Below are 22,930 nucleotides of genomic sequence, written 5' to 3' on the forward strand. Positions count from 1 at the left end.
AGATTGAATGGCACAATTTTTTATTCATCGCCCCATTTTTGCGTGGGTGATTGCACTAGTCATTATGTTAGCGGGTATTCTCACGCTCACAAAAATGCCTATTGCACAGTATCCGACGATTGCTCCGCCGACAGTTACAATTGCTGCAACTTATCCTGGTGCATCGGCTGAGACTGTTGAAAACACCGTAACCCAGATCATTGAACAACAAATGAATGGTCTAGATGGTTTACGTTATATTTCATCTAACAGTGCGGGTAACGGTCAGGCCTCTATTCAATTAAACTTTGAACAAGGTATTGATCCAGATATTGCACAAGTTCAAGTTCAAAACAAACTGCAATCTGCAACTGCTCTTTTACCTGAGGATGTTCAACGTCAAGGTGTGACAGTTACCAAATCTGGTGCAAGCTTCTTGCAAGTTATTGCATTTTATTCACCAGATAACAGCCTTTCAGACTCAGACATTAAAGACTACGTAAACTCATCAATTAAAGAACCGCTTAGCCGTGTTGCTGGTGTTGGTGAGGTACAAGTTTTTGGTGGTTCATACGCTATGCGTATCTGGCTCGACCCTGCAAAATTGACTAATTACCAGTTAACACCAAGTGATATTGCGACTGCTTTGCAAGCGCAAAACTCACAAGTTGCTGTAGGTCAATTAGGCGGAGCGCCAGCGGTACAAGGTCAAGTACTTAACGCGACAGTGAATGCACAAAGCTTGCTGCAAACACCTGAGCAATTTAAAAATATCTTCTTAAAGAACACAGCATCAGGTGCTGAGGTTCGTTTAAAAGATGTTGCTCGTGTTGAGTTAGGTTCTGATAACTATCAATTCGATTCGAAGTTTAATGGTAAACCTGCTGGTGGTCTTGCAATTAAAATTGCAACTGGTGCCAACGCACTTGATACCGCTGATGCTGTTGAACATCGTTTAACCGAATTACGTAAGAACTATCCAGCAGGCCTTGCAGATAAACTGGCTTATGACACTACTCCATTTATTCGTCTTTCAATTGAAAGTGTTGTACACACATTAATTGAAGCGGTAATTTTAGTATTCATTGTCATGTTCTTGTTCTTGCAGAACTGGCGTGCAACGATTATTCCAACACTTGCTGTACCTGTTGTTGTATTAGGTACATTTGCTGTCATCAATATCTTTGGTTTCTCAATTAACACCTTAACCATGTTCGCTATGGTATTGGCAATTGGTCTTCTGGTCGATGACGCCATTGTTGTAGTGGAAAACGTTGAACGTGTCATGAGTGAAGAACATACCGATCCGGTCACGGCGACTTCACGATCAATGGAACAGATTTCTGGTGCATTAATTGGTATTACAAGCGTATTGACAGCGGTATTCGTACCAATGGCATTCTTTGGTGGTACGACTGGTGTAATTTACCGTCAATTCTCGATTACCCTTGTAACAGCAATGGTCTTATCGTTAATTGTGGCGTTAACCTTCACGCCAGCACTTTGTGCAACAATTTTAAAACAGCATGATCCTAACAAAGAACCAAGCAATAATATTTTTGCTCGTTTCTTCAGAGGATTTAACAACGGTTTTGACCGCATGTCGCATAGCTACCAAAATGGTGTTAGCCGCATGCTTAAAGGCAAAATCTTCTCTGGCGTACTTTACGCTTTAGTGATTGGCCTATTGGTGTTCTTGTTCCAAAAACTCCCATCTTCATTCTTACCAGAAGAAGATCAGGGCGTGGTCATGACACTTGTACAATTACCACCGAATGCAACGCTTGATCGTACGAATAAAGTTGTTGATACCATGACAAACTTCTTCATGAATGAAAAAGATACAGTGGAATCTATTTTCACTGTTTCAGGTTTCTCATTCACGGGTGTTGGTCAAAATGCTGGTATTGGCTTCGTTAAATTGAAGGACTGGAGTGAACGTACTTCACCAGAATCTCAAATTGGTGCGTTAATTCAGCGCGGTATGGCATTAAACATGATCGTCAAAGACGCATCTTACATCATGCCATTACAGCTTCCAGCAATGCCTGAACTCGGTGTAACTGCTGGTTTTAACTTGCAGCTTAAAGACTCAAGTGGTCAAGGCCATGAGAAACTGATTGCCGCACGTAACACAATTTTAGGTTTGGCTTCACAAGATAAGCGTCTTGTAGGGGTACGTCCTAATGGTCAAGAAGATACACCTCAGTATCAAATTAATGTAGATCAGGCTCAAGCTGGTGCTATGGGCGTTAGCATTGCTGACATTAACAACACTATGCGTATTGCATGGGGTGGCTCATACATTAACGACTTCGTTGACCGTGGTCGTGTGAAAAAAGTTTATGTTCAAGGTGATTCGGGTAGCCGTATGATGCCTGAAGACTTAAACAAGTGGTATGTACGTAATAGCAAAGGTGAAATGGTACCGTTCTCTGCATTTGCTACAGGCGAATGGACATATGGTTCTCCTCGTCTTGAACGTTATAACGGCGTGTCATCGGTTAACATTCAAGGTACACCTGCACCGGGCGTAAGTTCTGGTGATTCTATGAAAGCCATGGAAGAAATTATTGCTAAGCTTCCATCTATGGGCTTACAAGGTTTCGACTATGAATGGACAGGTTTATCACTTGAAGAACGTGAGTCTGGTGCTCAAGCTCCATTCCTTTATGCTCTTTCATTGTTAATCGTTTTCCTTTGCTTAGCTGCATTATATGAAAGCTGGTCTATTCCGTTCTCGGTTTTACTTGTAGTACCACTTGGTATTATTGGTGCAATCGTATTGACTTACTTGGGTATGATTATTAAAGGAGATCCAAATCTCTCAAATAACATTTACTTCCAGGTAGCGATGATCGCGGTAATTGGTCTTTCTGCAAAAAATGCGATCTTGATTGTTGAGTTCGCAAAAGAGTTGCAGGAAAAAGGCGAAGACCTACTTGATGCAACTTTACATGCTTCAAAAATGCGTTTACGTCCAATTATTATGACCACCCTTGCCTTCGGTTTTGGTGTACTTCCACTTGCCCTTTCAACAGGTGCTGGTGCAGGAAGTCAGCACTCAGTCGGCTTCGGTGTACTCGGTGGCGTACTCAGTGCAACGTTCTTAGGTATCTTCTTTATCCCTGTATTCTATGTGTGGATTCGTAGTATCTTTAAGTACAAACCAAAAACCATAAACACTCAGGAGCATAAATCGTGATGCAAAAAGTATGGTCTATTTCAGGTCGTAGCATTGCGGTATCTGCACTTGCGCTTGCTTTGGCAGCTTGTCAAAGCATGCGCGGCCCAGAACCAGTCGTGAAAACCGATATACCACAAAGCTATGGATATAACAGCGCTTCTGGTACGTCTATTGCAGAACAGGGTTATAAACAGTTCTTTTCTGACCCTCGTTTGCTCGAAGTGATTGATTTGGCTCTTGCCAACAACCGTGACTTACGTACAGCAACGCTCAATATTGAACGTGCTCAACAGCAATATCGAATTACTCAAAACAACCAGCTTCCAACCATTGGAGCAAGTGGTAGTGCAATTCGTCAGGTTTCTCAAAGCCGTGATCCGAATAACCCCTACTCTACCTATCAGGTGGGTTTGGGTGTAACTGCCTATGAGCTTGATTTTTGGGGCCGCGTTCGTAGCTTGAAAGATGCTGCATTAGATAGTTATCTTTCAACGCAAAGTGCACGTGATTCGACACAAATCAGTCTGATTAGTCAGGTTGCTCAAGCATGGTTGAACTATTCTTTTGCATCGGCGAATCTAAAGCTTGCAGAGCAAACGCTTAAAGCACAGCAAGACTCTTACAACCTCAACAAAAAACGTTTTGATGTGGGTATCGACAGTGAAGTTCCACTACGTCAGGCACAGATTTCTGTAGAAACTGCGCGTAACGATGTAGCGAACTACAAAACTCAGATGGCTCAAGCACAAAACTTGTTGAACTTGTTAGCAGGTCAATCGATTCCGCAAAACTTGTTGCCAAACCAACCTGTAAAACGCATTACTCAACAGAATGTATATACAGCTGGTTTACCAAGCGACTTGCTTAACAACCGTCCAGATGTAAAAGCTGCCGAATATAACTTAAGCGCTGCTGGTGCGAATATTGGTGCTGCAAAAGCACGTTTATTCCCAACAATTAGCTTAACGGGTTCTGCAGGTTATGCATCGACTGACTTAAGTGATCTATTTAAGTCGGGTGGATTTGTGTGGTCAGTTGGGCCAAGCCTAGACTTACCAATCTTTGACTGGGGCACGCGCCGTGCCAATGTAAAAATTTCTGAAACCGATCAGAAAATTGCATTGTCTGATTATGAAAAATCAGTTCAGTCTGCATTCCGTGAAGTTAATGATGCGCTTGCAACTCGTGCCAATATTGGTGAACGTTTAACAGCTCAACAACGTCTGGTAGAAGCAACTAACCGCAACTACACATTATCAAATGCCCGCTTCCGTGCTGGTATTGATAGTTACTTGACAGTTCTTGATGCACAGCGTTCATCTTATTCAGCAGAACAAGGTTTATTGTTGCTTCAACAAGCTAACTTAAACAACCAAATAGAGTTATACAAAACTCTAGGTGGCGGTTTAAAAGCAAATTCTTCAGATACAGTGGTTAATCAACCATCGAGCGCTGAACTTAAAAAGCAATAAGTTTTAAATAACTTATCTATAAAAGCTCACTTCGGTGGGCTTTTTTATTGCATCTCATGTGAATATTTCTTATCTTGAAACCTTAAGAGATTTAGATTGATAAAAAATAATGTTACTGAGTAATTTAGAAAGTGTTCCGGGCCACCAGATTTTAAAACAGCTTGATGTTGTTTATGGAAGTACAGTCCGTAGTAAGCATGTTGGCCGTGACTTGATGGCGAGTTTAAAAAATATTGTGGGTGGTGAACTTACAGGTTATACCGAATTATTAGAAGAATCCCGCCAAGAAGCCATGAATCGTATGATTGCCAAAGCCCAGCAACTTGGTGCGAATGCAATTGTCGGCATTCGTTTTTCAACTTCAAATATTGCTCAAGGTGCTTCCGAACTATTTGTATATGGCACCGCTGTGGTTGTGCAACCTCAAGCACCCCATCTACCAGATCCATTTAGTGCATAGGTAGAAAATGGAAAATCTTATTTTTCAGCTTGTTATTTTTCTGATTCTTTTCAGTATTGGTTGGGGTTTTGGGCGCCATATTGAACGAAAACATTTGAAAGAACTTTTAGAAAAAGAGCAACGACTGGCCCATATCAGAATTGATACGAATCGTTTTGCGACGAGTGATCAACTAGGCCACTTTATTAGCAGTAATGTTGTGATTTCTCACGATTACTTTAAATATGTATTGGCATCCATTAAGAATGTTTTGGGTGGTCGACTCACCAGTTATGAAAGCGTGGTTGAGCGTGCTCGCCGTGAAGCGATTGTCCGTTTAAAACAACAAGCCCATACCGCAGGAGCTAACCATATTATGGGAGTTCGGCTGAGTACAACCGAACTAGGAATGCAGGGCGGAATGGTCGAAGTCTTTGCCTACGGTACAGCAGTAAAAGATTAATACTGCCCTACACTAGAAAAATGAATGCGTGGATTGCCAATATTTTTAGTTAAATGTTGGCAAATTCCGGTAATTTTCCAACTGTCCTGTTGTTTTGCCAAAGTAAAATAATAACGACCAAACGAATGAAAATAATCATTTTCTGAAAAACGATAAATTTGATAATTACATTCTAACCATGCCCGATCTTGTTCAATACGGATGATCGGATTACTTAAGTTATGTTGCAATCTGAGATGCGACAACGCCTGTTGCCGAGAACCTTTATATTCATGACAAGACACGACACATAAAGGCTCTCCCCTAAACTGGAAATAGTCAACCTCAAGTTGATCGGCCAATAACTCATCAAAAGCGTCCCAATTTTTCTGGTCAAAGACCAATTGAAAACGCGTAATGACTTCTAAAATACGGTGATAATCTTGATCCATGGTGAACCTTCTATGCGGGTTTTCCATCAATTTAGCATGGCAAAATCACTTTTTTATTTTACTTTTGTTTTCCGAATCATTTTATAGAGAAGTTTTGGAGACATCCGAGAAACCATAACCCCTAGTTTTTCTTTTGCTCCACCAACAACAATATATTCTTGCCCATGCATTAATGCTTTTACAGATTGCTCTGCAAATACATCTGCCTCTAAACCATTTTCAATTGCTTCATCTTGATGACCTTGAGGTTGTCCAGCACCATTTAACGCATTAAAAGAAACGTTAGTTTTTACAAAGCCTGGGAAAATAACTGAAACTTCAACGCCTTGATCTGAGACCTCAGCACGTAAACTATTTGCCCACATATGAATTGCAGCTTTAGCAGCCGAGTAGCTTGCACGGTACTGCGTTCCTAATAAACCCGCCACACTCGACACAAATACAACTCGACCAGACTTTTGTTTTAGCATGGTCGGAAGCACAGTTTTGGTTAATGCCACTTGTGAGAAATAGTCGACTTCCATAATGGCCCGTTCGGTTGCCATTGTTGTATCTTCAATTAAAGCACGTTGGCTTAAGCCTGCATTATTAATAAGCCAGTCAATTCTGCCTTTCGCTTTTAAAATCTGCTCATAGGCTTCTTGTACCTGCTTTTCATCAGTAATATCTGCAACCACAGATAAATGATGATCTGGATTTAACAAACCCACTCGAACTACTTCTAATTCATCAAAACGACGCGAGGTCAAAATCACCTCCGCCCCTTGCAAAGCCAACTCGCCTGCTAAGGCCTTACCCAGACCAGAAGATGCTCCCGTAATCCATACCACTTTATTTTGCAAAGTATCAAGTTTGGCCATGCTTTATGTTCCTATTATCTTTTTAAATTATGCTGCTTGATGCATGAAGGCCAAAAAGTGGTTGATATAATGAGTTGCTGTGGTCTGATCGACCTGAGTACCTAACTTTTCCAAACGTTTATAGCCTAAATGCGTCGTCATGTTGATGACCCCATTCAGGGTTTTATCGACAACTAAATTAAATTTTAAACGCTTTTTAGGTTCACGTACTAGGCTTGTTACGCCTAAATCTACAATTTGAATGAGGGTCTCAAAAGCAGCTGCAACACTCTGCATATTCCCATCACGAATTTGCTGAGTCAGACTTTCGGCTTGTTGCACGAGTTGAAGCGTAACCGGATAGGTAATATAAACTTGCTGCCCCTGCTCTTTCATCAGAGATGTCATGTAATCGACTAAAGGTAAAAGACGTTCATTTCCAAAGAATGAAACTGACCAAGGCATGTATTTTCGAAAAGTCTCTAAAACTTGCTGAATCACTTTTTCAGACTCAGCTTGCTGTTTTGGAGACATAGTTGTATTCCCTGACTGTAAAAGTACAGAAAAAACCTGCTCAATAATTTCACAAGAAAGGTCAGACAATACATCCCCTAAAGGTTTTGCCTGACTTTGGCTTACCCCATCATGCAGTTTCTGCCGAATGGTCTCGAATTGGGTATAAGTTGAATCGGAAATTTTCAAAAAAACTTCATAACTCATGAGCAACATCCTTTTTCAATTCTTTTGTAATTTTTCTGCCGTGTGTCTACACGATTAAATTGTGATCCATCTTTCATAAATCTACCGTTTTTTGAAAAAAATACAAAACCGTTTATCTGTTTTCAGCACATTAATTTCGAGGCATTTTTTTGCTACAATAGGTGCAATTTTTTATGCATATTCGATCTAAGCTACTATGACTGACGCTCAAACCGCTCAAAATATTGCGACCACATACGATCCAACCGAGATCGAAAAGAAGTGGTACCAAACGTGGGAAGAACAAGGTTACTTCAAACCTTCTGGTCACGGTGAATCATTCTGTATCATGATTCCGCCACCAAACGTCACTGGTAGTTTGCACATGGGCCATGGCTTTAACAATGCCATTATGGATGCCCTCACCCGTTATAACCGTATGATGGGTAAAAACACCTTGTGGCAACCAGGTACTGACCATGCGGGTATTGCAACTCAAATGGTTGTTGAGCGTCAACTTGGCTTACAAAGTGTGACTCGTCATGACTTGGGCCGTGATAAGTTCATCGAAAAAGTTTGGGAATGGAAAGAACAATCTGGCGGCACGATTACGAAACAAATTCGTCGCTTAGGTTCGTCTGTAGACTGGTCACGCGAACGCTTTACGATGGATGAAGGTTTATCGAACGCAGTTAAAGAAGTATTCGTTCGTTTACACGAAGACGGTTTAATTTACCGTGGTAAGCGCCTTGTAAACTGGGACCCTAAACTTCAAACTGCTCTTTCTGACCTTGAAGTAGAAAGCAAAGAAGAAAAAGGCTCGCTTTGGCACTTTAAATATTTCTTTGAAGACAAATCAGTTAAAACTCAAGATGGCAAAGACTATTTAGTCGTTGCAACGACTCGTCCTGAAACGTTACTGGGCGATACTGCTGTTGCTGTTCACCCTGAAGATGAGCGTTATGCACATCTTGTTGGTAAAAACATTGTATTGCCAATTACTGGTCGTTTAATTCCGATCGTTGCAGACGACTACGTTGAAAAAGACTTCGGTACTGGCTGTGTAAAAATCACGCCTGCTCACGACTTTAACGACTATGACCTAGGTAAACGCAATAGCTTGCCAATCATTAATATCTTCAACAAAAACGCCGAAGTTTTGGGCGAGTTTGAATATATTGCAAAAGCTGGCGAACAAATTTCTAAAACTATTACTGCACCTGCGGAATACGCTGGTTTAGAGCGTTTCGCAGCACGTAAAAAATTGGTTGCTCAAGCTGAAGCTGAAGGCTGGTTAGATCAAATCCAACCGTATGACTTAAAAGCGCCACGTGGCGACCGTTCAGGCGTGATCATTGAGCCATTATTGACTGACCAATGGTATGTAAAAATTGCACCACTTGCTGAACCTGCAATTGAAGCAGTTCAAGATGGCCGTATTAAGTTTGTTCCAGAACAATATAGCAACATGTACATGGCGTGGATGCGTGACATTCAAGACTGGTGTATTTCACGTCAGCTTTGGTGGGGTCACCGTATTCCAGCTTGGTACGATGCGAATGGCAACATCTATGTGGGTCGTAACGAAGAAGAAGTACGCGCGAAAAACAACATCGCTGCTGATGTTGAACTTAAACAAGACGAAGACGTTCTTGATACATGGTTCTCTTCTGCGCTTTGGACTTTCTCAACCTTAGGTTGGACTGGCGATGCGAAGCAAGATGAAGTAAATGATTTCTTAAAAACTTTCCACCCAACAGATGTGTTGGTGACTGGTTTTGACATCATTTTCTTCTGGGTTGCCCGCATGATCATGATGACCTTACACTTCATGAAAAATGAAGATGGCTCATCTCAGGTTCCATTTAAGACTGTTTACGTTCACGGCTTGGTACGTGATGGTGAAGGTCAAAAAATGTCGAAGTCTAAAGGTAACGTACTTGACCCATTAGACTTGATTGATGGTATTGATTTAGAAAGCTTAGTTGCAAAACGTACAACTGGTCTGATGAACCCGAAAGATGCAGCGAAGATTGAAAAATCAACGCGCAAAGAGTTCCCAGAAGGTATTAATGCTTATGGTACTGACGCAGTTCGTTTTACTTTCTGTGCGCTTGCAAACACTGGTCGTGACATTAAGTTCGACTTAAAACGTGTTGAAGGCTACCGTAACTTCTGTAACAAAATCTGGAACGCGACTCGTTTCGTTCTAATGAACGTTGAAGGTCAAACTGTTGGTACTGACGCTCGTCCTGATCTTTGGGAACTTCCAGAACAATGGATTATGAGCCGTCTGCAAAAAGCTGAAGCTGCCGTACACCAAGCGTTTGCAACTTACCGTTTAGACCTTGCTGCACAAGCGATTTATGACTTTATCTGGAATGAATACTGTGACTGGTATGTTGAGTTAACTAAACCAGTTCTGAACGATGCAGAAGTTGCAGAAGAGCGTAAAGCTGAAGTACGCCGTGTATTGCTTGCAGTGATGGAAGCTTCTTTACGTTTGGCTCATCCGTTAATGCCGTATTTGACAGAAGAAATCTGGCAAACGCTTGCACCGATGCTTGGTCAAGGCGGCCCAACGATTATGACTGCTCAATACCCTATTCCTGAGCAAGCTAAAGTGAATGAACAAGCTGAAGCGGATATGCAATGGCTTCAAGGTTTAATTGGTGCCGTACGTAACATCCGTGGTGAGTTGGGCTTAGGTAATGCGCGCTTGTTGCCAGTATTACTTCAAAACACGTCTGATGCTGAACGTGAACAAATTATTCGTATTGAAGCATTGTTCAAAGCATTGGCTAAAGTTGAAAGCATTGAGTTCTTGAATAAAGACCAAGAACCACCTTTATCTTGCTCTAGCGTTGTTAGCCATGCATCGGTATTTGTACCAATGAAAGGCTTAATTGACCCTAAAGCTGAGCTTGCTCGTTTGCAAAAAGACTTAGATAAAATCCAAAAGCAACACGACCAAATTGCAGGCAAACTTGCAAACGAAGGCTTTGTATCTAAAGCACCAGCAGCAGTTGTTGAAGGTGAAAAAGCGAAGCTTGCTGAGTTTGCTGCTCAGTTAGAGAAAGTTAAAGCGAATATGGAGCAGATTGCTGCGCTTTAATCTTTATAACCTCCAATTTAATCTGTAATATAAAGGGCTGATTTATCAGCCCTTTATATTCATAGATAAAAAATAATGAATACAACCAATCATCAACCCCAGCTCAAAATAGTCAATTCTGAAAAACAATTGACGAAATATTTCCCTCTAAGCCTGTCACCACAATGGTTACAAAACTTGCTTAAAGCTATTCTTATTCTTTTTTTAGTTTTAGTAATCTGGAAAAAAATAGATAATCAAATATTTATTATTATTCTTTATACTTTGTGTGCTATTGGGCTATTATCTTCTATTCTATTTCTTTATTTTGATTATCAAAAACAAAAAAAGTTACGCCAAGAAGCCCAAATTAAAAAATATCTTTTAACATATGGCGTTATCAAAAAAATCCAACATTGGAATAAAAAAAAATTTTCCCTTATTGTTACAATAGAATATCAGGATATAAATAATAGAACGTTAGAGAAAGATTTTAAAATTAGTTATCCTCAAATCAATCTAAGTAAAAATAACCTCGTACCTCATCAATTAATCGGACAACAAGTTAAACTTTATTTATTACCGCAATCTTATACTTTACTGCTAATTGAAGTAATCAACTCCCAACCACATAATGTACTGATTGAATTCAAAGAAGTAAGAACTAATCCCAAAATCCCTGTTGGCTTATGTAATATTTATGGTTTAACAAACTCAGATTTTCTTTATTTCAATGCAGTTGAAAAAATAAAAATTTTACGTAATTCTGATAATCAGTTTCTCGAAATTCATTTTCAACAAGTTGAATTTAAAAATTTTATTTTATCTGAATCCATGCAAAATTTTTATGTTGCAGAACAGAAATTTTTAGATTTCTTCGCTATTGATCAAAACTATTATCAAGAGCTTAAAAATACAACTTTGGCTCATTCACATACAATTTGGCAATCTCCTACACCTATTTTAAACCAAGCACAGCGTAAATCTAAAATTAAACAAATAGAGAAAAAATATATTACTTTATTTCTTTATATTTTGATTAGCTTACTTGGATGTAGTCTTATATTCTTTTTTATTTCAGAGTTTTTAGCTATTATTATATTCTGTATTATGGTTATTTTGTTTGGTTTTATATTAAGAAAATGTATTAACTTAATACAATCACCTGATGTTGCCCTGTTTATAAAAACTCATGATTTATATGAATAAATATTTTAGTCTTTTTTATAGCATAAATATGTTTATCCAACCTATTGGAAGAGAGTATTTCGAATTTCATTTCCTATTCGATATATTCCCTCTTCCAAAGGAAGCGGCAAAAAAGCTTTAAAGCACCCCATGCCCCAACAACATCTCTACCCCACTCACTTTTTTCATGTGCTTTAAACGTTCTTTTTCCCACTTCAACTGCTGCTTTAACTCAACACAATCAGCATCTACAGCTTTATAAACATCACTGATATGTACATGCTCTGCTTTCACATTCTTGGCTAACTGAAAAGAATCCAAAATCTCAGCAATTTGACTCTCAAGCTGCTGACTTTGTGCATCTAAAGCAAGTTTATAAAACCTCAATTGCTCAACAGATAATTCTTTAGCGCCTAGCCCTTTATTCTGTTCAAGCTGTAACTGGAGTTTGAGTAAATAAAACAAGTCCTGCTTTTCGTAGGCCTGACTTGCTTGCTGGAACAACTCAGTTTTTTCTTCTTTTTTGGTTTCATCTTGTTCACGGTCTGGGTGAATCATCGCGGCAATTTTTAAATAAACTGTTTTGAGTGACTGCGCTGCCATTTGCTCAGCTTGTTCACGTTTTTGTTGCTGTCTTTGCTGTTTGGCTTGTTCCCGTGCTTGTTGCTGCTCAGCAGCATACTGTTCAAAGTCTTCATCAAATTCTGCACTTTGATCAGTATTTTCATCATATTCAGATTTTATTGACTGAGCTTTTTTAGTCTTTTTTGCCGACTCCCCCGCATGTTGCTGATAAAAGGTATCAATCTGTTTCACTAACTCCAACTGTTCCTCAGATAGCTGTTTTGAGCGCTTCAACATTTGTGCAAGCTGGGCAATTTTTTCATCCAGTTGTTGCATATCCGCTTTGGAAAACTCATGGCTATGCAACATATTCCAAAGTTGATCTAACTGCTGAAATAGTACTTCATGTAAATCGCTATACACAGGCATCAGTTTTTGACGTATGTGCTGTTGAATCTCAGCTTGCGCATTTTGCCATGTGCTAAGGCTAACTTTTTGCTGTTCTATTTTATCAATCAGGCGATTAAGTTTTTTCTGCTGTGCAGATGGTTCAGACCTTTGCTGTAAGCTCACTTTAAGATCAAAGGACATACTCATCCACCTGAAAAAGAAAAAAGTGTAGCAATAATCAGATGAGGAAGGTAGCAAAGCATTCTTTAAATAAGAATCAGTCTATTAATTTTAGAGAATAGAATGTGACTTACCTAAATGTTTATAACTTAAGAGATCCACCAAATCACTACTGGTAAAGTCACGGCAGCACATAAAGTCTGAAAGCTAATTACGGCTGCCATGAGTTGGCTGTCGCCACCCAATACTTTAGTTAAAATGTATGAAGCAGAAGCAGTCGGTAGCGCAAAGAAAATGACTAAAATTTGTGTTTGCAAACTTGGTAAACCAAACCAAGTACAAACCATATAGGCCAAAGCAGGCACTGCTAAAAGTCGTGCAAAAGTGTCTGCCGCCAACACGACAATATCTTTTTTAATTTGCATAAACTGTAAAGCTGCGCCCACACATAACAGACCCAGTGGCAAACTCGATGCTGAAAAAAGTTTAATAAAGTTAGCAATGCCGTCCCAAATCGGGATGTGAAGTGCATTGACTGCCGCTCCCACCACACACGATGCAATTAACGGATTTTTAAGAAGGGCAATCAAAACAGGTTTAATCGCCATATGTTCTTTAGAGGTTAAAGCAAGCACCGAAATAATGTTCACAAGTGGAATGCAAAGCGCCAATAAAATTGCCAGTATTGCCATTCCTTCACTTTTAAAAAGCGAAGTCACTAACGCCAGACCAATATAAGTATTAAAGCGAACCATACTTTGTACGTGCACACCAAAACGTGCAGGTGGTATGTGCCAAAACACGCGAAGTATGTACAAGAAAATGGTAACTGCCAAAACTACAATCAACATCGCAATAATGGCTGTACTCAAGCTTTGTAAGTCAATTTTCGCGGTCGACAACGTACTAAAAAGTAAAGCTGGAAATAAAATATAGTAATTGAGCTTCTCTGCCCCAGCCCAAAACTCATCGCTAAAAAAACGATATTTCTTAAATAAGTATCCCGATGCAATTAATGCAACTAAAGGAAATAGAGATAAAACAATGCTATTCATTTCTTTACTCGAGTTTGGTTGAAGGACTTGCTATTTTTGGCAATTCCCTTGGCTTACTCATATATTAAAGATAATGAAAACTCATGATAAAATGAGTTTTTACTCATAATAAGTACAACATGACATTTACCCAGCTTGAAATTTTTGCACTCATTGCTGAACTAAAAAGCTTTACTGCTACAGCAGAAAAGCTGGGAATTTCACAGTCGGCAGTTTCTCATGCGCTTAAGTCATTAGAACAACAATGGGGTATTAACCTCATTTCAAGAACTCAAAGTGATATTGAGCTGACTACAACAGGTCAGCAGTTACTCACTCATGTAAAAGAGCTATTGAGTATTTCCAATACATTAGAAAAAGAAGTGGCTGCGATACATGGTTTAAATGAAGGCACATTACATATCGGATCTTTTGGGGCTTCATCATCCATTTATCTATTGCCTGAAATTTTAGAAAGCTTTCGGCAGCGCTATCCTAAAATCGAAATTTATATTGATGAAGGTGAGGATAAAGAAGTTGCTCAATGGTTATTGGAACGGCGTATAGAAGTCGGTTTTTTGATTATGCCAGATGAGCGTTTTGATACATTCCCTTTAATCGAAGACCGTTTTGTTGCCCTAATTCCAAATGGTTACCCGCTCGCACAACAACTCTATATTGATCCAGCACAACTAGAAAACTGCCCTTTTATCATGACAATGGCAGGTAGTAGACATCAGGTCGAATTAATTCTAAAAAATTTTAATGTGAAACCAGACATCAAATTTTATGTTTCACAAATTCTGAGTATTGTTAGCATGGTCCATAACCAGTTAGGGGTTTCGATTGTGTCGGATATGGTAATTACCAAAGAGTTACTCTCACTCTATCCAAATGTAGTGAAACGCCCTTTTAAACCGAATCTTAAGCGTTCTATTGGTCTCGCAGTGAAAAATAAAAAGCATATGAGTCCAGCTGTGAAAGCATTCATTGAAGTTGCTCAGGAAGTTTGGTCGGATCATTAGTTCAAATATAAACGACTCTTTTAAATTTTAATAACGAACTTTTTTAGGTCAATTTATAAGCGTATTAGATGATTTTTAACATAAAAAGCGCCATTACTGCCCTATCTTGACCAAATCAACGCACCATTTATCGTCAAAACCCCATTATCCAATCTAAATTGGTGCGCTTATTGCATATTCATTTTTATGCAATTGAGTTTGTTTCGACAAACTTAGGTTTTTAGATTCCTTAAATCTATTTTGGTGCAATTTACAGACCCAGATTTGTTCCAAAATGGAATTTAGCACTTTTTTCGAGCATGCTATGCAAAATGTAGATCTATTTTTCTTATTACTTGGTGCTGTTTTGGTTCTTGCCATGCACGCAGGTTTTGCATTCTTGGAACTTGGTACGGTTCGCCATAAAAATCAGGTGAACGCACTGAGTAAAATTCTGACTGACTTTGCCCTTTCAGCAATCGCATATTTCTTTGTTGGCTACTATATTTCTTATGGCCAGCACTTCTTCCATGATGGTACGGTTTTATCAAGTGATCATGGCTACAACCTTATGCGTTGTTTCTTTTTACTCACTTTTGCTGCGGCAATTCCTGCCATTATTTCAGGTGGTATTGCCGAACGTGCAAAAATGCGTTCTCAAGCCATTGCAACACTCGCTTTAGTTGCGCTGGTTTATCCTTTTTTCGAAGGCATGGTCTGGAATGGCAACTATGGTCTGCAAAAGTGGTTAGAAACTACTTTTGGTGCAGCTTTTCATGATTTTGCTGGTTCAGTTGTTGTCCACGCCATGGGTGGTTGGATTGCGCTTGCTGCTGTAATTTTATTGGGGGCACGTTCTGGTCGTTATAAGAAAGATGGTCGTGTAAGTGCTCACCCGCCCTCTTCTATTCCATTTTTGGCACTTGGTTCATGGATTTTAATTGTCGGCTGGTTTGGCTTTAACGTGATGAGCGCGCAACGTGTTGATGCAATTTCTGGTCTGGTTGCAATCAACTCACTCATGGCTATGGTTGGGGGAACGATTACAGCAAATGCGATTGGTAAAAATGACCCAGGTTTCTTACATAACGGTCCACTTGCAGGCCTAGTCGCAATCTGTGCAGGGTCTGACATTGTTCATCCAATCAGCGCTCTTGTTATTGGTGGTGCAGCTGGTGCGATGTTTGTGTACCTATTTACCTACACACAAAACAAACTCAAAGTTGATGATGTGTTGGGTGTATGGCCGTTACATGGTGTGTGTGGTGCATTTGGTGGTATTGCAGTAGGTCTATTTGGTCAACAATGGCTTGGTGGTTTAGGCGGTGTGTCTTTCATCTCGCAGCTCATTGGTACAGCTCTTGCGATTGCCATTGCGCTCGCTGGCGGCTTTATTGTCTACGGCTTACTTAAAGCAACCATCGGTATTCGTTTATCTCAAGAAGATGAGTTTAGAGGTGCAGATTTATCCATTCATAAAATTTCTGCAAACTCCGAAGAAGGTATGTTCTAATTCAGTGATTGATAAGCAGGGTCAAATATTCTGCTTATCATTATTTCAAAAGTTCTCACAGACCCAAATGGCTAAAAAAACCACCACATAATTTCTATAAGTAAATAATATATATCTATGAATCATCAATATTATTTTTAAAATCAACTTTATTTAAACATTAAAATTTGTTTAGTTTAAGACCAATTTAAGTTTTATTTTATGTAATGCCTTCAACTCACACTCAAATTGATTTTGCATCGCAATGAACCAACAAAAACAATTTTTTCAACTTCAGCTTATTTTTCTAGCCCTTAGTTTTTTTATACTTTTATTTATATTTCCAGTGGGTGGGAAAATTGATATGTATTTCATCCACCCTTGGATGGATTCAACAGGTCATTTTTTTAATCGGGACAATTGGTATCTTGTACGGCTTAACCATGAAATCGTAAAACAAATCATCACCACCGTTTATGTCATCTTTTTAGGTCTATGGATTGCGTCATTCAAAGTAGAAAAATTGAAGCTTTACCGCTGGCAATATGGCTATATGTTTTTTGTGAGCATGATTGGTAGCGGTATAGTTGGCTTATTAAAATCACAATCTGCTCACGCCTGCCCTTGGAATATGGTTCATCCGACTGCTTTAAGTTATGTTTGGGACTTTACCTCTACACATGGTCATTGCTTTCCAGGTGGTCATGCAAGCGCAGGCTTTATTTTAATGACAGGCTATTTTGTTTATCGTCTTGAGCAACCTAAACGTGCCTATTTTTACCTTATCGCTGGCATCATCTTAGGCTTTTTGATGGGTTGGGGACAAATGATGCGTGGCGCGCATTTCCTGAGCCACAATTTATGGACAGGTTGGGTAGTTTGGGCAGTAAATATCTTATTTTACAGGATTTGTATTCACCGCTTTGAATTTGAAAAACGAATCAAACAAGAACTTGTATAAATCAAGCTCTTGTTTCATGACTATGTAGAGTTTTAGGTAGTTTAACCAGAACAGAAAGCCCGCCAAGCTCTAAGCTTCGATCTAGTGTCAAAGTTCCACCTAAACGCTGAGTCGCTCGGTCAACAATTGATAGACCTAAGCCACTGCCCACTTCAAGGTGATGATGTACCCGATAAAAACGTTTTAAAACTTTATCATAATGTTCAGGGTCAATACCTGCACCGCTATCTTCAATTTGTATACATGCATCGCCATCTATAGCAGTAAAGACTGAAATATTTATCATTCCTTCATGAGGCGTATATTTGATTGCATTATCAATTAAGTTAAAAATAATTGAGTGAACTGTTGGCTCAATACTATGCATTTCAATCGGTTCGTTACGTACAAATCCTAGGTCAATATCTTTTTGCATAGCTAAATTAACAAGCTGTTCAACACAATTTAAAGCGACATCATTGAGTTGAAAAGTTTTGGTCGGTTCAATCACACTTAAAGAAACATCTTGCTTAGCCAAAGCCAAAAGCTGTGTGACCAAATGCTGAATACGTGCTAATCCTTTACTCAGATTTTGCAAAGACTCATGCTCAGGAAGCTGACTAATTAGAATTTTAGTTTGTAAATTTAAGGCTGTAACAGGAGTTCGTAATTCATGAGCAGCATCTGCAATAAACTGTTTTTGTTCCATTTGAGCCTTAGATATACGTTCAAACAGACGGTTCATTTCATCAATAGTCGGCAATAATTCTTGAGGATAGTCTAAAGCTTCAATTGGCGTTAATTCTTCCGAATCTCGATGAGTAAGTTCATTTTTAAAGTCATCTATGGGCTTTAGACCCCGGCGAATAATCGCGGCTAAAGCAAAAATCGCAAATGGCAAAATAATTAGATAGGGAATGAACATACTTCCAGCAAGCTCCCAAGCAAAAGCTTCACGAACTCGCTCTTGTTGGCTTACCTGAATCTGATAATCTTTTAAAGGCAAAACGTAAGTTCTCACTACGCCTTGGCTAGTTTTATGCGAATAAAAACCAGCTTGTGCGACAGGTGGAACTAACAGATGTAAATGATGAGATAAATGGGCCTGATCTTTATAAGCCCAAATGTCTACAAATAGATCTTCTTCATGATAAGTTTTGTGAAAATCGAACTTACTACTTACGGTTTTCAATGGATATTCAGCTGTTCGTTCTGCTAAATAACGCATTTGAGTATCTAAAATTTCATCAACTTCTTGAAGTGCAACCTTATAAGCACTAAAAATTAATATACAACCTAAGATGACACTGAAAATTGAGGTGCCCCAAATCAGTCGTTTCTTTAATGAGTAATGCACTATTATGAAGTTCCAAAATTTAAGTTACGATTGCCCTAAACGGTAACCCAACCCTCGAATAGTTCGAATAAAGTCTTTCCCGAGTTTAGCTCTCAAGTGATGCACATATACTTCAATTGTATTACTGGTCACATCACTATCGAAATCATATAACTTATCTTCAAGATTTGCTTTAGAAAAGATTTTATTTGGGTGGCTCATTAAAGGAATAAGAATCGCCCATTCACGATTCGACAAATCGATCCGTTGCCCTTTAAAGGTTGCAATATGTTGTTCAACGTTTAAAACCAGATCACCACTTTGTAATAGTTGCTCATGATTCGCAAGCTGAGCTTCCACCCCACTACGACGCAATAGCGCATGTATACGAGCAAGTAACTCATCAAATTCGTATGGTTTGATTAAGTAATCATCTGCACCGTGGTTTAATCCATCCACGCGGTTTTGTAACTGGTCTCGTGCCGAAATGATTAAAACTGGAGTTGCAGCTCTCTGGCGAATTTGCTTTAAGACCTGCATGCCATCCATCATAGGCAGTCCCAAGTCCAAAAGAATTAAATCGAATTTATTTTTAGCCAACTGAGCCAGACCATCCAAGCCATTATTGACCCACTCCACCTCAAATTGATGATATTGCAGCAACGTTATTGTTGACTCTGCAATCATAAAATCATCTTCAATCATCAAGATTTTTGTCATGTTCTAGGCTCGCTTTAATTCACATGGGCACAAGAGTGCAGCATATCCAGTTGAGGGTTGATGACCTGAGTTTTTACATCTAACAAACTTAATAAGCTTGGGAATAAATTATCCTGACTTACCTTTTCTTTAGTTTGTTGGCCTAAACAACTCACTTGTGCAAGGTTGTGTTGTTTCCAGCTATCAGAAAACCACATAATCATTGGTACATGTGTTTGTTGACTCGGTGCGATTGCATACGGTGAACCATGTAAATATAAACCATGTTCACCAGTTGATTCACCATGATCAGATAAATACCATAAACCTGTTTGATATTTCGATAATTCTTTTAGTTTATTAATCATCTGACTTAACACATGATCTGTATACACAATCGTGTCATCATAACTATTTAATAACTCTGTTCGAGAGCAGCCCTGTATCGCATTAGTATCACAAGTCGGTTTGAAGGGTTGATATGCCGCAGGTGCACGCTTGTAATAAGCAGGGCCATGACTTCCGACTTGATGTAAAACAATTAAACGTGGACGTGTGTCTTCTTTAGGAATAGTGGCTAAATACTCATTTAAGCTATCAATTAAAATATCATCATAGCATTCACCATCTTTACACCATTTTTGCTTTAACTTTTCTGATATTTGATATTGCTCAACACGATCACAAGCACCTTTACAACCAGAATTATTATCAATCCAAGTCACTTGGTAACCCGCACGCTTTGCAATGTCCAATAGACCTTCACGATGACTTGCTAATTGCTCATCATAGTCAACACGTGGCATGCCAGAGAACATGCATGGAACTGAAACAGCAGTTGCTGTACCACATGAGCTAACTTGAGAAAAATTCAAAATATCTTGTTTAGAAAGTTCTGGATTTGTATTTTTTGCATAACCATTGAGTGAAAAACTTTCCGCACGAGCTGTCTCTCCGACAACCAACACCATTAATTTAGGCAGGTTCTTTTGTACTGCCTGAACTTGATGAGCATCTTCACCGTAATGTATTAATGGTAAGTTCTTCTTAGGTGCTTTCTTATGATAATAAGACATTAAAGAAGAAATACTATTTTGAGGAGAAATCATGCCTTTTAAATCACGATGTTCACGAAAAATCGCAGCAAAATCGACATAATAAGTAAATAGTAAAATACCGACAATTGCAAAAGAAGCGACAATTGAGCCGACTTTTTTCAACAATAAATGAGAGACTTTTTCTTTTTTAAGCTTTACTTGAGTAATTAAAATAATAGGTAAAACTACAAAGAAAACTGTCCAAAGTCCAAAGCGTAATGAAACTAAATCAGAAACTTCAGATACATCTGTTTGGATCATATTTTGAATCTGATCAGGCGAGATGATGACACCTAACGTATTAACAAAATAAGAGCTAAAACCACCAATGAAGACCAGCAAAATTGCAAAAAATTTGGCAGTCCATTTCCAATTTAAAATTTGCAAGAGCGCATAATAAGCAGCAACAACAATAACCACTGTAGCAGCTAAAAATAGAATAGCCTTTACTCCAAAATATGGAGTTAAAAGATGTACTTTGTTATAAAAACCAATATTTAGAATTGCACCTAACCAAATGGCTATAATGAAATTAAACATAAACAGTGAAATCTGTTTATTTTTTAATATAGAAAAAAAATTCAGCATCTTGGGGAACTACAATCTTTTTATGATGCTTTACTGTAGAAATTGAAACTTAAAAATGACTTAAATAAAAAATGATCTAAGACAGATACTTTTAAAAAACACTTATTTTAATTTTTTTTATAAAAAAAAGAAGAGGTTAGATTTAACCCCTTCTTTTTTAATTTTTAACTAAATATTGTTCTTAGAAACTATATTTAGCCATTAAACCAACACGGTTATCTTTGAAAGACTTACCATCAAAGGTATCACGCTTACCGTTAACGTATTCAACGCCTAAATCAATTGGTTTAACTGGTGTATAAATCACGTTAAGCCATGCTTGTTGAACTTTTTCATTAGCAGATGTATTTGCTTTAGCGTAGTCAGTACCATCATCAGAGAACTGAGCACCGTAAGCTAAAGTCGAACGTAAGTTAGGTAAAATTTTATAAGTTCCACCTACTTGTACTGCTACAAATTCATTTTGTTCAATATCGCCATTCACAACTTTATAAGCTTTGTTACTGCCATATAAGTAGTTGCTGTTACCTACCACATAAGATGCATCAGCAAAGAGTTTTAAAGGATCAGATACTTTAAAATCGGTACCAACACCAACACCCCAACCTGTTTGGTTATCATGAGCATCTTTTGACTTATAATTTTCAACTAAAACACGAGCTGAAGCAGAACCTTTTCCATCTGCATAACCCTGAGTTAATTTAGCAGTCAAGACTGGTAAACTATATTTGATGCTGTCATCTGTATCTACAAATACGGTATTACCATTTGAGTCTTTGACAACATTACCATTAGCATCTTTCTTTGCAGTCGTGGTTAGTCCAGTGCTATCACCTTCTTCAGCCGATACAAACAATTGAGTTGTTGGGCCAAGTTTATAGTTATAACGTACTTGCGGAACACGCGTTGTACCACCACCAATGTTAGTCGAGAAGTCGATCATTTCTGGCGCATGATTAGACAAGAAGTTCGAAGTTGTTTGACCAAACAACCAGTTGTTATATGTTACATACGCATGACGAACACGCAATGAGCCATTTGAATCTGTTGTTGAACCAGCAAAGTCGACTTCGAGTTTACCACCAACTTTGGCATCATTTACTGGAGCAGTAAAATCTAAACCAAGGCGTGTAGTTTTAGCAGTCGCACGAATTTTATCAGTCGCTTCACCTTTTGAATCAGCAACCTTACCAAAGTCGTTATCCGCACCTTCAATAATATAGTTAGCGTCGCCACGAACAAAACCATATAGGTTAACATCAGCGCCAGCTTTAGATTTAAATCCTGCTAACGGCGAAACTGGTGCAGCAACTGGTTGTGCCTTAACTTCAGCTAACTGTACTTGCTGTTGTTGCTGTACTTGCTGCTGCTGTTGTTGCACTTGGCTTTGTTGTTGAATTAAAGCTTTTAAAGCTTCAACTTCTTTACGAAGCTGTTGAATTTCCGCTTTGTCGGAAGTCGCAGCATGTGCCCCACTCATCATTAAAGCTGTAACTGTAAGAGCTAAACTTTTAACAACGAAAGATTTACGATTAAGGAATAGATCCATCAAAAACTCCAAAAATATATTTTATGTTGCCTATCCATGCCAAGTTGATTTACGCCATTAAATTAGGGGGCTAAAAAATCAACTCTCCTCCACTTTGGTTACATTAATTTTATTACCGCAACCAAAACCAATTTCAACGTTATGCAAGACCAAAACCAATAACCAAAGACATAAAAAATATACTTTGACTTACAGATTTTTACCTTAACTTCATGTTGTAACGAATCCTACACAACTCTCTTATCTTATAGAATGATTAAATCGTT

General features: G+C 38.6%; 18 protein-coding genes. 9 read left to right on the forward strand and 9 right to left on the reverse strand.

What is annotated here, in order from left to right; translation table 11 throughout:
• Nucleotides 1-7: 7 nt before the first annotated feature.
• The 4 genes from adeJ to ACPF64_RS00375 all read left to right on the forward strand — a co-directional run bounded on the left by adeJ (nt 8) and on the right by ACPF64_RS00375 (nt 5,540).
• Nucleotides 8-3,184, forward strand: coding sequence for a multidrug efflux RND transporter permease subunit AdeJ (adeJ, locus tag ACPF64_RS00360; protein WP_056483253.1), 3,177 nt, complete (start codon nt 8-10; stop codon nt 3,182-3,184).
• The gene (adeK, locus tag ACPF64_RS00365) at nt 3,184-4,638 is read left to right on the forward strand and encodes a multidrug efflux RND transporter outer membrane channel subunit AdeK (RefSeq protein WP_005036452.1); all 1,455 of its coding nucleotides are present in this window, start codon (nt 3,184-3,186) and stop codon (nt 4,636-4,638) included. Before adeJ ends, adeK begins: the two co-directional genes overlap by 1 nt.
• Nucleotides 4,639-4,747: 109 nt before the next feature.
• Nucleotides 4,748-5,098 (forward strand): YbjQ family protein, encoded by a 351-nt coding sequence (locus ACPF64_RS00370; RefSeq protein WP_003655405.1) that lies wholly within the window; start codon nt 4,748-4,750, stop codon nt 5,096-5,098.
• A gap of 7 nt (nt 5,099-5,105) precedes the next feature.
• A complete protein-coding gene (locus ACPF64_RS00375) occupies nt 5,106-5,540 on the forward strand; it encodes a YbjQ family protein (RefSeq protein ID WP_003655403.1) in 435 nt (144 codons plus the stop codon).
• Here the strand turns inward: ACPF64_RS00375 and ACPF64_RS00380 are convergent.
• From ACPF64_RS00380 to ACPF64_RS00390, 3 genes are read right to left on the reverse strand one after another with little or no spacing between them, the layout of a single operon-like run.
• Nucleotides 5,537-5,971 (reverse strand): nuclear transport factor 2 family protein, encoded by a 435-nt coding sequence (locus ACPF64_RS00380; protein ID WP_198079499.1) that lies wholly within the window; start codon nt 5,969-5,971, stop codon nt 5,537-5,539. The two genes, ACPF64_RS00375 and ACPF64_RS00380, sit on opposite strands and share 4 nt — an antisense overlap.
• Nucleotides 5,972-6,024: 53 nt before the next feature.
• Nucleotides 6,025-6,831 carry an SDR family NAD(P)-dependent oxidoreductase gene (locus tag ACPF64_RS00385; RefSeq protein ID WP_426455100.1) on the reverse strand — a complete coding sequence of 269 codons (807 nt, stop codon included), beginning with the start codon at nt 6,829-6,831 and terminating at the stop codon, nt 6,025-6,027.
• Nucleotides 6,832-6,858: 27 nt separating this feature from the next.
• On the reverse strand, nt 6,859-7,530 hold the full coding sequence (locus tag ACPF64_RS00390; RefSeq protein ID WP_198496756.1) for a hypothetical protein: 672 nt from the start codon (nt 7,528-7,530) through the stop codon (nt 6,859-6,861).
• Nucleotides 7,531-7,726: 196 nt separating this feature from the next.
• Here ACPF64_RS00390 and ACPF64_RS00395 point away from each other — a divergent pair, with 196 nt between their 5' ends.
• Nucleotides 7,727-10,624 (forward strand): valine--tRNA ligase, encoded by a 2,898-nt coding sequence (locus tag ACPF64_RS00395; RefSeq protein ID WP_426455102.1) that lies wholly within the window; start codon nt 7,727-7,729, stop codon nt 10,622-10,624.
• 75 nt (nt 10,625-10,699) lie between these two features.
• Nucleotides 10,700-11,812: a hypothetical protein gene (locus ACPF64_RS00400; protein WP_426455104.1), complete on the forward strand. Its 1,113-nt coding sequence runs from the start codon at nt 10,700-10,702 to the stop codon at nt 11,810-11,812.
• Between the two features lie 117 nt (nt 11,813-11,929).
• Here ACPF64_RS00400 and ACPF64_RS00405 read toward each other — a convergent pair whose 3' ends face one another.
• Together ACPF64_RS00405 and ACPF64_RS00410 are read right to left on the reverse strand one after the other, a co-directional pair.
• The gene (locus ACPF64_RS00405) at nt 11,930-12,946 is read right to left on the reverse strand and encodes a molecular chaperone DnaJ (RefSeq protein ID WP_426455106.1); all 1,017 of its coding nucleotides are present in this window, start codon (nt 12,944-12,946) and stop codon (nt 11,930-11,932) included.
• 128 nt (nt 12,947-13,074) lie between these two features.
• Nucleotides 13,075-13,980 carry an AEC family transporter gene (locus ACPF64_RS00410; protein WP_426455108.1) on the reverse strand — a complete coding sequence of 302 codons (906 nt, stop codon included), beginning with the start codon at nt 13,978-13,980 and terminating at the stop codon, nt 13,075-13,077.
• Nucleotides 13,981-14,099: 119 nt separating this feature from the next.
• Here ACPF64_RS00410 and ACPF64_RS00415 point away from each other — a divergent pair, with 119 nt between their 5' ends.
• The 3 genes from ACPF64_RS00415 (at nt 14,100) to ACPF64_RS00425 (ending at nt 17,416) form a co-directional block, all read left to right on the forward strand.
• Nucleotides 14,100-14,984, forward strand: coding sequence for a LysR family transcriptional regulator (locus tag ACPF64_RS00415; protein WP_017389760.1), 885 nt, complete (start codon nt 14,100-14,102; stop codon nt 14,982-14,984).
• A gap of 304 nt (nt 14,985-15,288) precedes the next feature.
• Nucleotides 15,289-16,476, forward strand: a complete 1,188-nt coding sequence (locus tag ACPF64_RS00420; protein ID WP_016143347.1) for an ammonium transporter — start codon at nt 15,289-15,291, stop codon at nt 16,474-16,476.
• A 244-nt stretch (nt 16,477-16,720) separates the two neighbouring features.
• Entirely contained in the window at nt 16,721-17,416 is a 696-nt protein-coding gene (locus tag ACPF64_RS00425; RefSeq protein WP_347019576.1) for a phosphatase PAP2 family protein, read from the forward strand.
• A gap of 1 nt (nt 17,417) precedes the next feature.
• Here ACPF64_RS00425 and ACPF64_RS00430 read toward each other — a convergent pair whose 3' ends face one another.
• From ACPF64_RS00430 to ACPF64_RS00445, 4 genes are all read right to left on the reverse strand, one after another.
• Nucleotides 17,418-18,752, reverse strand: a complete 1,335-nt coding sequence (locus ACPF64_RS00430; protein ID WP_426455112.1) for an ATP-binding protein — start codon at nt 18,750-18,752, stop codon at nt 17,418-17,420.
• Nucleotides 18,753-18,776: 24 nt separating this feature from the next.
• On the reverse strand, nt 18,777-19,451 hold the full coding sequence (locus ACPF64_RS00435; RefSeq protein WP_002116411.1) for a DNA-binding response regulator PmrA: 675 nt from the start codon (nt 19,449-19,451) through the stop codon (nt 18,777-18,779).
• 14 nt (nt 19,452-19,465) lie between these two features.
• Entirely contained in the window at nt 19,466-21,115 is a 1,650-nt protein-coding gene (locus ACPF64_RS00440; RefSeq protein ID WP_426455114.1) for a phosphoethanolamine transferase, read from the reverse strand.
• A 181-nt stretch (nt 21,116-21,296) separates the two neighbouring features.
• On the reverse strand, nt 21,297-22,664 hold the full coding sequence (locus ACPF64_RS00445) for a DcaP family trimeric outer membrane transporter (RefSeq protein WP_426455116.1): 1,368 nt from the start codon (nt 22,662-22,664) through the stop codon (nt 21,297-21,299).
• Nucleotides 22,665-22,930: the final 266 nt, after the last annotated feature.

Source organism: Acinetobacter sp. KB005, assembly GCF_049949095.1.
In the GTDB taxonomy this organism is placed as follows: domain Bacteria; phylum Pseudomonadota; class Gammaproteobacteria; order Pseudomonadales; family Moraxellaceae; genus Acinetobacter; species Acinetobacter calcoaceticus.